11 protein-coding genes are annotated in these 12,423 nt (G+C 39.5%); 6 read left to right on the top strand and 5 right to left on the bottom strand.

Features of this window, described 5'->3' with window-relative positions; translation table 11 throughout:
- The first annotated feature begins 3 nt into the window (after window positions 1–3).
- From uvrB to ACK1I8_RS17045, 4 genes are all read left to right on the top strand, one after another.
- The gene (gene uvrB / locus ACK1I8_RS17060; RefSeq protein ID WP_412466494.1) at window positions 4–2,046 is read left to right on the top strand and encodes an excinuclease ABC subunit UvrB; all 2,043 of its coding nucleotides are present in this window, start codon (window positions 4–6) and stop codon (window positions 2,044–2,046) included.
- A 73-nt stretch (window positions 2,047–2,119) separates the two neighbouring features.
- Window positions 2,120–3,412, top strand: coding sequence for a DUF3472 domain-containing protein (locus ACK1I8_RS17055; protein WP_412466493.1), 1,293 nt, complete (start codon window positions 2,120–2,122; stop codon window positions 3,410–3,412).
- Between the two features lie 49 nt (window positions 3,413–3,461).
- Window positions 3,462–3,659 (top strand): YwbE family protein, encoded by a 198-nt coding sequence (locus ACK1I8_RS17050; protein ID WP_412466492.1) that lies wholly within the window; start codon window positions 3,462–3,464, stop codon window positions 3,657–3,659.
- Between the two features lie 132 nt (window positions 3,660–3,791).
- Window positions 3,792–4,040, top strand: coding sequence for a DUF4834 family protein (locus tag ACK1I8_RS17045; protein ID WP_029278588.1), 249 nt, complete (start codon window positions 3,792–3,794; stop codon window positions 4,038–4,040).
- A gap of 59 nt (window positions 4,041–4,099) precedes the next feature.
- Here the strand turns inward: ACK1I8_RS17045 and ACK1I8_RS17040 are convergent, their stop codons facing one another.
- From ACK1I8_RS17040 to ACK1I8_RS17020, 5 genes are all read right to left on the bottom strand, one after another.
- Window positions 4,100–4,549, bottom strand: coding sequence for an SRPBCC family protein (locus ACK1I8_RS17040; RefSeq protein WP_412466491.1), 450 nt, complete (start codon window positions 4,547–4,549; stop codon window positions 4,100–4,102).
- 11 nt (window positions 4,550–4,560) lie between these two features.
- The gene (locus tag ACK1I8_RS17035) at window positions 4,561–5,499 is read right to left on the bottom strand and encodes a TIGR01777 family oxidoreductase (RefSeq protein WP_412466490.1); all 939 of its coding nucleotides are present in this window, start codon (window positions 5,497–5,499) and stop codon (window positions 4,561–4,563) included.
- 5 nt (window positions 5,500–5,504) lie between these two features.
- Window positions 5,505–6,320, bottom strand: a complete 816-nt coding sequence (locus ACK1I8_RS17030) for a DUF393 domain-containing protein (protein ID WP_412466489.1) — start codon at window positions 6,318–6,320, stop codon at window positions 5,505–5,507.
- Window positions 6,321–6,540: 220 nt separating this feature from the next.
- Complete coding sequence (locus ACK1I8_RS17025; protein ID WP_412466488.1) at window positions 6,541–7,047, bottom strand: GbsR/MarR family transcriptional regulator; 507 nt, start codon at window positions 7,045–7,047, stop codon at window positions 6,541–6,543.
- Between the two features lie 51 nt (window positions 7,048–7,098).
- Window positions 7,099–8,193 (bottom strand): alginate lyase family protein, encoded by a 1,095-nt coding sequence (locus ACK1I8_RS17020; RefSeq protein ID WP_412466487.1) that lies wholly within the window; start codon window positions 8,191–8,193, stop codon window positions 7,099–7,101.
- A 129-nt stretch (window positions 8,194–8,322) separates the two neighbouring features.
- Here ACK1I8_RS17020 and ACK1I8_RS17015 point away from each other — a divergent pair, with 129 nt between their 5' ends.
- Together ACK1I8_RS17015 and ACK1I8_RS17010 are read left to right on the top strand one after the other, a co-directional pair.
- Complete coding sequence (locus ACK1I8_RS17015) at window positions 8,323–10,827, top strand: YfhO family protein (RefSeq protein ID WP_412466486.1); 2,505 nt, start codon at window positions 8,323–8,325, stop codon at window positions 10,825–10,827.
- A 729-nt stretch (window positions 10,828–11,556) separates the two neighbouring features.
- Window positions 11,557–12,411 (top strand): UDP-2,3-diacylglucosamine diphosphatase, encoded by an 855-nt coding sequence (locus ACK1I8_RS17010; protein ID WP_412466485.1) that lies wholly within the window; start codon window positions 11,557–11,559, stop codon window positions 12,409–12,411.
- Window positions 12,412–12,423: the final 12 nt, after the last annotated feature.

Here is a 12,423-nt window from a genome sequence, read left to right as displayed (position 1 = left end):
CTCATGAAATTTAAAATCACTTCAGAATATAAACCTACCGGAGATCAGCCTCATGCGATAAAGCAGCTGGTTGATGGTGTAAACGCTAACGAACATTATCAAACCTTACTGGGCGTAACCGGGTCAGGAAAAACGTTCACTATAGCCAATGTAATTGAACAGACCCAAAAGCCCACTTTGATTTTAAGTCACAATAAAACCCTGGCCGCACAGCTTTACGGAGAGTTTAAGAATTTCTTTCCGGAAAATTCGGTAAATTATTTTGTCTCCTATTATGATTACTATCAGCCGGAAGCTTTTATCGCATCGAGCAATACCTATATCGAAAAAGACCTGAGCATTAATGAGGAAATCGAGAAATTGCGTTTACGTACTACCTCAGCTTTAATGAGTGGCAGGCGGGATGTTATTGTAGTATCATCCATATCCTGCATTTATGGTATGGGTAATCCAGAAGATTTTTCCCGCATGGTTTTTCGCTTTGGTGTAGGGCTGCGGATTTCGAGAAATGCATTTTTGCATAGTTTGGTAGAGATTTTATATTCCAGAACCACTACAGACTTTAAACGGGGAACATTTAGGGTTAAAGGTGATACTGTTGATGTATTTCCAGCATATCTTGATCATGCTTACCGGATTTCTTTTTTCGGTGATGATATTGAGGAACTTTCAGCCATTGATCCTGTTTCGGGCAAAACACTCGAAAAACTAGAAGATATGGCCATTTATCCAGCCAACCTTTTTGTAACGCCAAAAGACCGATTTAATCAATCCATTTGGGGTATACAGGAAGAGTTGGAAATCCGTAAAAATCAGTTAATTGCCGATAGGCATTTGCTGGAAGCAAAGCGACTGGAGGAACGGACCAATTTCGATATTGAAATGATGAAAGAATTGGGCTATTGCTCTGGTATTGAAAATTATTCACGTTTCTTTGATGGGAGACAGCCTGGAATGCGGCCTTTCTGTTTGCTGGATTATTTTCCCGATGATTATTTAATGGTGATTGATGAAAGCCACGTAACCGTTCCGCAGATCAGGGCCATGTATGGAGGAGATCGATCAAGGAAATTATCTTTGGTTGAGTATGGATTTCGTTTACCGGCCGCATTAGATAACCGGCCTTTAAACTTTAACGAATTTGAAGCCCTTGCGCCACAAACCATTTACGTGAGTGCTACTCCTGCCGAATATGAACTGGAGAAATCAGAAGGGGTGGTCGTAGAACAGGTAATCAGGCCAACCGGATTATTGGATCCTGTTATAGAGATCAGGCCTGCCATTAATCAGGTTGATGACCTTTTAGATGAAATAGATATTACGATAAAAGACGGCGGAAGGGTATTGGTAACGACTTTAACCAAGCGTATGGCTGAAGAGTTGACCAAATATCTTGATCGCTTAAACATCAAAACCAGGTATATCCACTCCGAAATTAAAACTTTAGAAAGGGTAGAAATTCTGCGAGGTTTACGCCTGGGCGAATTTGATGTTTTGGTGGGAATTAACCTTTTACGGGAAGGTTTGGATTTGCCAGAAGTTACACTGGTAGCGATTTTAGATGCGGATAAAGAAGGTTTTCTAAGATCAGAAAAATCGCTTATTCAAACCATCGGCCGTGCAGCCCGTAATGATCGTGGCCGGGTAATTATGTATGCGGATGGTATTACCGAAAGTATGGAAAAAACCATTTCGGAAACGAACAGGCGTAGAGATATACAGATTGCCTATAATCTTGAAAATGGAATTGTACCCAAAACTGTCGGCAAATCGAGAGAAGCAATTTTAGAACAGACCTCAGTACTCGATTTCTCGCAAAAAGCAAGCGATAATAAAGCAAAAGCCTATGTAGAAAATGCCGAAATCAGTATTGCAGCCGATCCAATTGTACAGTATATGGGTAAGGCCGAGCTGCAAAGGGCAATTGATAATACCCGTAAGGATATGCAGAAAGCCGCAAAAGACATGGACTTTTTACAGGCTGCAAAGCTGCGTGATGAAATGTTTGCGCTGGAGAAAATGTTTAACGAAAAATTCGGCAAATAAAGATTTGATAGCACGATTTTTATATGATTTTAGCTAGAATTATTTTTAATAAGGGGGATCTAAAAATTATCAAATGAAACCGCTAAAACTACTGGCACTGATGGTATTTGGCGCCTTGGGACTAAAAAGCCATGCTCAAAATGCTCAGGCAATTTCCCTTCCACTTGGAGGCAATGCCTACAGTTCTTTACATCAAGATGCCGAAAGAACATTATCCAACAGGGGAATTACAAACTGGTCTGACCCAAAGGAATATTTTACAGCTTACCTCCGGGTTTCAAAGCCCGGTACGTTGGTTATTTCGTTTGGCGATAAACCTGTTGCAGAAGGGTTGTCAACCTTGGAATTTTCCATTAACAACCAACCCAAAAAGATTAGTTTCGATGAGGGCAGGCCCTTTGACAGTAAAATTGGCGATTGGAACATACAGGATACAGGTTACGTGGCGATAACCATTAAAGGAATAAGCAAAAGCGCGGGCAAATTCCCTTCCATTCAAAACCTTAATATCGGTGGTACAGCTATTGAAGGCAAGACCGCTTACGTTAAAAACAACGAAGGCAATTTTTTTCATTGGGGCAGACGCGGACCATCGGTTCACCTAAATTATCAACAGCCTGAAAATGTAAATGCTGCGTGGTATTACAACGAAGTAACTGTGCCAAAGGGTGAAGATATCCTGGGATCTTATTTTATGGCGAATGGCTTTGGCGAAGGTTACTTCGGTATGCAGGTAAATAGTCCGACAGAGCGACATATCTTGTTTTCAGTATGGAGTCCTTTCAATACTGACGACCCTAAAAGTATCCCGGAATCGCACAAGATAAAAATGCTCAGGAAAGGCGAAGGTGTGCACACAGGAGAATTTGGTAATGAAGGAGCAGGAGGTCAGAGTTACCTGAACTATATGTGGAAAGCAGGAAACACCTATAAGTTCTTACTGCATGGGCTACCCGGAAAAGATAGCTCAACTACTTATACCGCTTATTTCTTTGCCCCTGAAACCAATACATGGCAATTGATAGCCAGTTTTACAAGGCCGCAAACTAAAACCTATTTAAAACGCTTTCATTCCTTTTTAGAAAACTTTTCACCGGAGCAAGGAGACCTGTCGCGAAAAGTGTTATTCGATAACCAATGGATTTGTGACGATAAGGGTATTTGGACCGAATTAAAATCTGCACGTTTCACCACTGATGATACCGGAGCAAAGGGATACCGGATGGACTATCAGGGAGGAGTAGATAACGGCGCCTTCTATTTAAAGAACGGCGGCTTTTTTAATGATTATACCCCGCGGGGAAAAATCTTTATCAGAAATACTGCAGGTAAAAAGCCTGAAATAGATTTCAGTAAACTACCATAACACTCAAAATAATTATGGAAATTTGAGTCTTTAATTATTTACAGTACACATGGACGGGCAAAATAGAAAAGACATTTATCCGGGCTTAGCAGTCGGAATCATACTGAAAAAAGATCAACGATCTGGAAATATCACCTATGGTGTAGTAAAAAATCTGCTTACTTCATCTGCATTTCATTCCAGAGGGATAAAAGTGAGGCTCGAAGATGGTCAGGTTGGCCGCGTAGCTGAAATTGTTGAAGATTAAGAATCGTAAATAATTAAAACCTTTATAGTCTGATTTGCGTACTGTATTTGTAATTGGATTGCAATTAAAGGCTTAGGAAGTAACAAAATAAATGTTACGACGTCTATATTTGTAACAACAGTAATTTAAAGCATGGCATTAGTAAAATTCATTTTTATTACAATATTGGTACTTTGGCTGATCAGAATGTTGATCAGGTTAATTTTACCTATGCTGTTTAATAACCTGGCCAGCAAAATGCAGAGTCAGGCTACGGGGCAGCAACAACAGCGGCGATCGAAACCTGAAGGTTCTATTTCGATAGATTACATGCCACCAAAACCCGATCAAAGTAAAACAGATAAACTCGGCGACTTTGTCGATTACGAAGAAGTGAAATAAAATTCAGCCCTGAACTTGTTTCGGGGTTTTTTGTAACCTTTAAGAATTTTACACTAACATTAGCGTTCAGCCTGAAATTTAATTGCCTTATTTCTTTCCTCGATGAGTTTCAGCATATAATTTTTAAGAAAGAGCTTTTCCGCTAGCCAACCCAACAGGCCAAAAGGTGCGCAAAACTCAAAAACATCAATCATCTCTGTTTGATAACCTATTCTTTTAAATTGGTGCTGGTGGTTAAGTTTTTTGAAAGGTCCTTTAATCATCTCATCTATAAAGAAAGTAGGATATTCCAACGTAGCAATCCTATTGGTCATTTCAAATGAAATACCAAAATGCCTGGCCCTCCAGGTGACAGATTCACCTAAATTGATCAGACCACTGTTTTTTCCGGCTATTGCTTTTTCTCCGGACGATTTCATCGATTGTAAATGAAGATCGATACTTCTGGATAAGTCAAAACAGCGTCCGATTGGAGCATTAATCATTGTTTTTAAGATAATTACAGGCATACCCCCCGGTTTTAATTACAATTACTTTGGTGTTGCCTGCTTAGCGCGGTCATTGCACCGCCAATCTTTCCATATCGAAATTCAAATCCACTGTTTAATAGTAACGTTGGTTTAACCCACCTGCTTTTTAAAATCAGTTCCGTTTCCGTTCCAATAATTTTAGCGCCAATGGCCAATAGCCAGGCTGGGGCAGGCAATCCAAAACTGCGACCAAAGGCCTTTCTGATACTGTGCATAAAAACATGGTTTTTAATTGCATCTGGTGCTGTGCAGTTTACAGTTCCTTCCATTTCCGGATGATTTAGCAACCATTCGATACTTCTGGCGGCGTCCTTTTCGTGGATCCAGCTCATGTATTGTTGCCCGTTGCCCTGTTTACCACCCATGCCCAGTTTCACCAGATTAAGTAAGCGTGGAAATGCTCCATCTTTCAGACCTAAAACAATGCCCATTCTAAGGGCTATTTTTCGGGTATTGGGTGTGTTGGTTTCAAAAAAGCAAGTTTCCCAGGCTTTGCATACCTCAACAGAGAAACCCTTACCAATTTCGCCTGTCAGTTCATCCTGTGGGTGGTCTTCTGCGTGGCGATAAATGGTGGCAGAAGTGATGTTGATCCAGCATTTTGGTGGATTTTTCGTTTTTTCAATCACTTTTCCTAATAGTTGAGTGGGGATCAATCTGGAGTCAAAAATTTCCTTTTTGTTTTTTTCAGTATACCTGCAGTTTACATTTTTGCCGCAAAGGTTAACTAAGAGGTCGGCCCCTTGCAGGCTGGACGTCCACTCACCCATGTTTTTGCCATCCCATACCACCGTTTCAATATGGTTTCTTCTGGTTTGTGGCTTTCTGGCCAGAATGATCACTTCATCGGCCATACTGCTAAAATATTTGGCCAGTATACCGCCCAAATAACCATTTCCGCCAGCCAGTACAATTTTTCCATATTTCATGATCATTATAAAATTAAGATTAAAGCCAAAACAATTAAGCGATACAATGCCCAGGTTATGCTCATCACCCAGCCCAGCTTTAATACCTTACTCCTGCGGATATGTTCCAAAAACATCAGTCCCGCAACCATTAAAAAGCATAATAAAAAAAATAATGGCTCAAAGTCGATGTATCTTGCCAGCACTATCACAGGCAAGAGTAAAAGCGAACCTGCAAAGGAAATGGTCATCATGTTCCCTAAATAATCCCAGAGTTTTTCTTTTTTATAAAAACGAATGATCGTACCCTGAAAAAATAATTGGCCGCCACAGATTAAATATTCACGGTATTTGCCGCCTGGTGGTACAAAACCGGTAAGCAGATGCGCATAACCGGTTAATATATAGGCCGTAACAATCCAGGTGAAAGTTAGGAAGGCGATGCGGTAATGGCGTTTAAAAGTGGGTTGTAAACTATTTTCCTTTATAGCAACAGGAATAATCACTTTGCGGTTGTAAGAAATAAATGCATAAAGTTTCTGCATCAGATAAATAAAAGGACTAAACAAAAACAAAGGCTTAAAAAAGGGCATGGCGTGTGCAATAATTTTGAACAAACTCTTGATGCCGTAAGTAACTTCGCCGGTTTCGGTATTCACCAGGGCAATTTCATTGGCCGCCCTTTGATGGTTTACCAGTGGGCAAAGGTTTGATGGCATTTCCTGGTAAGCCTCCCTGCCATTTTCAGACAACATTCCTGTTTTAACAAAAGCTTTGGTATAAGCATAACACATCGGACACTCATTGTCAAATAAAATCACATGGTTTTTAAGCGTTTTCATTTTATTTATTTTTTAATATTTTCAGTAAAAATTGAAAGTTTTTGTTAAAAAATAAAGCCGAACAATTGGTTAGGCCTTTTGGTTGAGGTTTAAGGTGTATCGTTTAGGGTTTAAGGTGTATGTTTTAGGGGGGCAAGGCTTATCGTTTAACTTACCAAGTATACCTCTCTTGCTACTTGCTACTTTCATCTTGCTACTCCATCCTACATCCCCTTCTAATCTATTTAAACACCTTCAGTATCGAGCCCCAAAACCAGTTTTCTTCAGCTTTAAGCATCGTTTCTAAAGTTTTGTCAACGTTTACCGCAAGTTTGTTGATATCGTTTACTGATTTTTTAAACGTTTTATATTCCGGATCTTTTTCGTCGCCCACCACATTTGATAGCTCATTTAAAACTTTTAAGACGGGTTCTAGTTCTCTTTTTTTGCGTTCTTTAGCTACCTGCCGTGCAATATTCCAAACATCCTTATCGGCGAAAAAGTATTCCTTACGTTCGCCCGCTTTATGCTGTTTTTCAATCAGGCCCCACCCAATTAAATCGCGGAGAGTCATATTGGCATTTCCCCTCGAGATGCTAAGCGCATCCATAATTTCTTCTGTGGTAAGTGCTTCAGGAGAAATTAACAATAATGCATGTACCTGGGCCATCGTGCGGTTAATTCCCCATTCTGAGCCTAGTTTGCCCCAAGCTTCTATAAATTTTAATTTCGCTGCTGCCAATTCCATAAACAAATATAAATATTATTTTTAAACTTTCAAAAATTATTGAAACTTTATTTATTTTGTAAGTTTGCCTTCGCGTTGAATTTCATCTAATACCATCTGCCAGTCGGTCTCATTGTGATTTACCCTTTTCAATAAATCGGCCTGTTTTCTATCGAAATACACAGATCGTTTTAAAACGGGTAAAGCCAGATCAGGTTTAAACATTGTACCTGGAGCAAATCCAGGCTCATTGTTTTTGGCCCGGTCGCGGTCGAATTTAACGGTTGTGTTTACATATTCTTCATGTTGCTTTTCGCCATTAATATATGGAATCAACCATTCTACTGATTTTTTGATTGAGGATCCTTTTGGCGACTGATAAGTGTAAAAGTCAGGCCCCTTTGCCCTGTCAATCATAATGGCCAACTTCAACATCGGTTCCAGGTCGTAAATGTGGTAATGCATGGCATCACGCGCTCTAAAATCTAGGCTTGTCCCGTCAGGATTTAAATTGATATTAATGTGGCTTTTTAAATTGTCAATGGTCCATTTAATAAAGTACTGATTATTTAAGGTATAGCCGATTTCGCCAACTTCTTTTAAACGGTGTGCGTTCCAGTTGTTAATGGCAGTAGCTCTTCCCGCTTTCATTCGCTTGCTGTTTATTTCTGCCCATGCAGTTTCAGTTAACCATTGTTCAACCTGTTTTCTATCTGCGCTTGACAGGTCATTTTTGGTCAGGTCGTAAGCTTCAATCGCTTTATCCAAATTGGTATCATCAATAGGATCGCCATTTGGCTTATTGATTTTGGCCCATGAGACAAGAAATTCTGCACATTTGTTTAAATATTTTCGGTCATCAGTAATGCGGTATTGTAAGGCTAGTATAAACATTTTGTTCATATCTGCCAGTGCCAGTCTGGTTTTCTCTTTTTGAGGATTTCCTTTTAATAATCCTTCTGTTCGGATGGTATCAATTGGGTTGGGTGTCTCGTTTAGATCGTTTAACGCCGACTTTTCAAAGCCCTGGTATAGTTTTTTGGTTTGCCCATCATTTTTGATCTGCGTTTTTAGCCTATTTATTTCATCGTTATTTAAACTGATTACCTGGGCAAACGAAGAAAAAGATAAGATAGCAAGCGCTATCGTAACAACAAACTTTCTCATAATAAATAGGTTAAATTTTTATTCTTTATCACAAAACTAATTTTTTATTCAGCATGCATTTCATTTATTGCTTTTTTATACCGCTCAATTTTTTATTTTTGACGTTCGTTTAAACTTAAACAAACCTTAATGAATAACTGGTTTAATAAAAATGGCATTCACTTGGCCATTATTGCATTTTTTGTAGTCATTACTTTTGCCTACTTCAGTCCTGTTTTGGTAGGTAAAGCGCCAGCGCAGAGCGATGTGATCCAATCGCAAGCGATGCAAAAAGAAATTATGGACTTTAAAGAAAAAGATGGGAAGGCACCACTCTGGACCAACCAGATGTTTGGTGGTATGCCCGCTTATCAAATTTGGGTGCCATATGCCTATAACGGGGCTACTTACGGAATCGCGCTAATCACAAAAGCCTTACCTAACCCAACTGGTACAGTTCTGCTGCTACTTTTGGGTGCTTATTTTTTATTTATCGTATTAAGGGTTAATCCATGGCTGGCTGCGGCAGGTGCAATAGCCTTTACATTTACCATGTACAACTTTGTTTTAATTGCCAGCGGGCATAGCAGTAAGGCATTGGCTATCGGTTTCTTCGCGCCGATAATAGCCAGTATCCTGCTAACCCTAAGGGGAAAATATTGGTATGGAGCGAGTTTAACGGCATTATTTTTAGCTCTTGAGATCAGGACCAACCACGTTCAGATGACCTACTATCTGATGCTGGCTATTTTTATATTCGTAATTGTAGAATTTTACCAGGCATTTAAGAACAAAACCTTACCTGTCCTGTTTAAATCGTTCGGTTTTCTTGCTTTTTCGGTCGCTATTGCGATCATGATCAATGCGAGTTTGTTATGGTCTACGGCAGAATATGCAAAAGAAACAAACCGTGGCAAATCAAATTTAACTGATACGGAAACACCTTCAGAAAAAGGTTCGGGCATGTCAAAAGAGTATGCCTATCAATGGAGCCAGGGTGTTGGCGAAAGCTTTACCTTTTTAATTCCGGATTTATATGGAGGAGCATCTGGTATAGATAAATTGGTTAACCCTGAAGGTAATATGTATAAGGCTGTAGCCGAAGTTACGGGTGGCGATCCCGCACAAACCGCACAAGCTATCCAACAATTGGGCGGGCAATTAAACATGCAACAATACTGGGGGGAGAAACCATTTACACAAGGTGGTTACTATTTTGGTGCAATTATCTGCTTTTTATTTGTTTTTGGGTTATTTATTGTTCGTAGCCGTTTAAAATGGTGGATATTGGCTACAACAGTTTTATTTATACTCCTGTCTTTTGGCCGTCATTTCCCGCTGGTAAGCGATTTGTTTTTTGATTATTTCCCTCTTTACAATAAGTTTAGAGCAGTAGAATCAATTTTGGCTGTAGTTGGCTTGATGGTTCCAATGTTGGCTATTTTAGCCATCAAGGAAATTCAGGACGGGAATATTGAGCAAAAGATATTGATCAAAAAATTAACCTGGTCTGCTGCTATCACCGGTGGTTTTGCGCTAATTGTAGCCATTGCGCCTACGCTGTTTTTCAGTTTTAAAGCATCAAACCATATGCAGATTGTGCAGGCTTTAACGCAGACTTTACAAAATAATGCCAGCATTGCACAAAAAATCGCCAATGGATTGGTAGAAGATCGAATTGCGATAGGTCGTGCGGATGCTTTGCGTTCATTCTTTTTTGTAGTGATAGGTTTCGGAATCGTTTGGGCGTTTATTACCAGAAAATTAAACACGCAACTGGCTTTAGGATTGTTGGCGCTGGCTGTTCTGGTTGATATGTGGCAGGTAGACCGGAGGTATTTGAATAACCAAAACTTTGAATACAAAAAAACGGCTTCTGATTTCTTTAAGCCAAGAGACGTTGATAATTTTATTATGGCTGATAAAGACCCGAATTTTAGGGTGTATGATGCATCTATAAATACTTTTAGCGATGCAAGTACCTCTAACTTTCACAAAACAGTTGGTGGTTATCACGCCGCTAAACTGAAACGTTTTGATGAGCTTATTCAACATCAGTTTTCTAAAAGTGTTAACCAGGACGTTCTTGACATGTTAAATACCAAGTACATCATTACACAAGATCAGCAAAACGGATCATATAAAATGCAGCGTAACCCAACGGCTGCGGGTAATGCCTGGTTTGTGCAAAGTGTACAGTTTGCTAAAAATGCTGACGAAGAAATGAAGGCAATCAGCAGTTTTGATGCCAAAAAGGAGGCTATCGTTGACGAAAGCTATAAAAACCTGATTGATACCAAACGTTTGGGGACTGGTCAGGAAGGTTTTATCAAATTAACCAACTACAATCCTGATCATTTAACTTACGAATACTCCACGGCAAAAGATGCAATTGCAGTGTTTTCGGAGATTTATTACGATAAGGGCTGGAAAATGTATGTTGATGGAGTGGAGAAGCCATATTTCAGGGCCGATTACGTTTTACGTGCAGCACAATTAGAGGCAGGTAACCATAAGCTCGAGTTTATTTTCCATCCAACATCTTATTATACCGGAGAGAAAATCTCTTTGGCGGGATCGATCTTGTTATTGGCCGGCTTAGGTTTTGGTTTTTATTCAGAAGAAAAGAAGAGAAAGAAAACGGTTATAGCTTAGTTATTTCTTTAAAATGGATATACCCCGTAGGATTTGATCTTACGGGGTTTTTTGTTGCCCATTTTTTGTTTTGGTAATCCAACCATGTTTTCATTTTGGAGCGCAAGACCTGTGAAAGACATCACTTTTATTTCTGTTTTACACTTATAAGCTTCGCTGCCTCACACCTCTTCACTCCGGGGTAGCAGCTTATCGGGCTACAACAGCACTTCATCTTGAGTGTTGCAGGTGCATAAACCTTTGTTTCTAAACCCGATAAAGCGGAATAGCCCGGAGCGTAGCGAGGACGATAAGCGATAGCGGGACTGTAATTGCCAAGAACGATAAACCGCTCATTTTCTAAATTTAACCTGCAATCAGCCTGATCTTGGCTTACTAAACACTTAATTCCAGCAGCCAGAATTAGATTATTTACTGGTTAAATGGAAAAACCGAAAGCGGCTGACCAATTAACTGCCCTTACTCACTTTAACAATCCTTGTGCAATAGAATAATAATTTAACAGTGCCGTAACATTTGTTTGATATACAGTGTCTTACCTTTGTAATGAAAATCAGGTAATATGTTAGAGTCATTCTTTGCCGTATGCTTATTAATTGTTGTAATTTATTTCTTTAGCCCTTTTGAGGTAAAACTCGATGAGGAAGAAGAGTGGTAACACGTTTAATTTAACTCTAAACTGCTTAAACCGGGCGGTATTAATATCCTTTCCCCTGAACTTTCCTTTTTATGGATAAAAGAAATCTCGATGTAGTCGTAATCTCTGATGTACACCTGGGTACTTATGGCTGCCATGCTAAAGAACTTTTAAAGTATCTTAAAAGCATCAAACCCAGAACACTAATTTTAAATGGCGATATTATCGATATCTGGCAGTTTAGCAAAAGTTACTGGCCTGAATCGCATATGAAAGTGATCCGTAAACTGATGAAATTCGTTTCTGAGGGGGTGCAGGTTCACTACCTTACCGGAAATCACGACGAGATGCTGCGCAAATTCGACGGTATGGAAATGGGGACATTTCATTTACAGAATAAGTTGATTTTAGAACTGGATGGAAAAAAAGCATGGTTTTTCCATGGTGATGTTTTTGATGTGACCATGCAGCATTCTAAATGGCTGGCTAAATTGGGCGCGGTTGGTTATGATACGCTGATCCTGATCAATAGTTTTGTAAACTTGGTGTTAAGTGCTTTTGGAAAGGAAAAAATGAGCTTTTCAAAAAAAATCAAAGCCAAGTTTAAAGATGCCGTTAAGTTTATCAACAGTTTTGAACAAACTGCTGCAGAACTGGCTATTGAAAAGGGTTATGAGTATGTAGTATGTGGCCATATTCACCAGGCCGAGCAACGCGAAATTGCAACTGCGGCCGGAAAAGTAACGTACCTGAACAGCGGTGACTGGGTAGAAAGTTTAACGGCCTTGGAATACCAGGATAAAACCTGGACGGTGTTTAAGTATGAACATCAGCATTTTACAAAAGATCAGTTGGATGAAGGAATGCTTTCGGATGCAGAAGATTTAAAAAGCAAACTGGACATCAATATTCTTTTGCAGAATATAAAATATGAAATTGCCCAATAATTTTAGATATTC

Origin of the sequence: Pedobacter sp. KLB.chiD (assembly GCF_047040275.1) — a bacterium.
Lineage (GTDB): Bacteria > Bacteroidota > Bacteroidia > Sphingobacteriales > Sphingobacteriaceae > Pedobacter.
Note: the sequence above shows the minus strand (reverse complement) of the source record. Positions and strands in the feature narration are given on the sequence as shown.

Bases quoted from the DNA above. Each gene is read 5' to 3' on its own strand.
- ACK1I8_RS17015 (WP_412466486.1), top strand. From the start codon at position 8,323: ATGAATAACTGGTTTAATAAAAATGGCATTCACTTGGCCATTATTGCA.
- uvrB (WP_412466494.1), top strand. From the start codon at position 4: ATGAAATTTAAAATCACTTCAGAATATAAACCTACCGGAGATCAGCCT.
- ACK1I8_RS17010 (WP_412466485.1), top strand. From the start codon at position 11,557: ATGGATAAAAGAAATCTCGATGTAGTCGTAATCTCTGATGTACACCTG.
- ACK1I8_RS17035 (WP_412466490.1), bottom strand. From the start codon at position 5,499: ATGAAATATGGAAAAATTGTACTGGCTGGCGGAAATGGTTATTTGGGC.
- ACK1I8_RS17055 (WP_412466493.1), top strand. From the start codon at position 2,120: ATGAAACCGCTAAAACTACTGGCACTGATGGTATTTGGCGCCTTGGGA.
- ACK1I8_RS17050 (WP_412466492.1), top strand. From the start codon at position 3,462: ATGGACGGGCAAAATAGAAAAGACATTTATCCGGGCTTAGCAGTCGGA.
- ACK1I8_RS17040 (WP_412466491.1), bottom strand. From the start codon at position 4,549: ATGCCTGTAATTATCTTAAAAACAATGATTAATGCTCCAATCGGACGC.
- ACK1I8_RS17025 (WP_412466488.1), bottom strand. From the start codon at position 7,047: ATGGAATTGGCAGCAGCGAAATTAAAATTTATAGAAGCTTGGGGCAAA.
- ACK1I8_RS17030 (WP_412466489.1), bottom strand. From the start codon at position 6,320: ATGAAAACGCTTAAAAACCATGTGATTTTATTTGACAATGAGTGTCCG.
- ACK1I8_RS17045 (WP_029278588.1), top strand. From the start codon at position 3,792: ATGGCATTAGTAAAATTCATTTTTATTACAATATTGGTACTTTGGCTG.
- ACK1I8_RS17020 (WP_412466487.1), bottom strand. From the start codon at position 8,193: ATGAGAAAGTTTGTTGTTACGATAGCGCTTGCTATCTTATCTTTTTCT.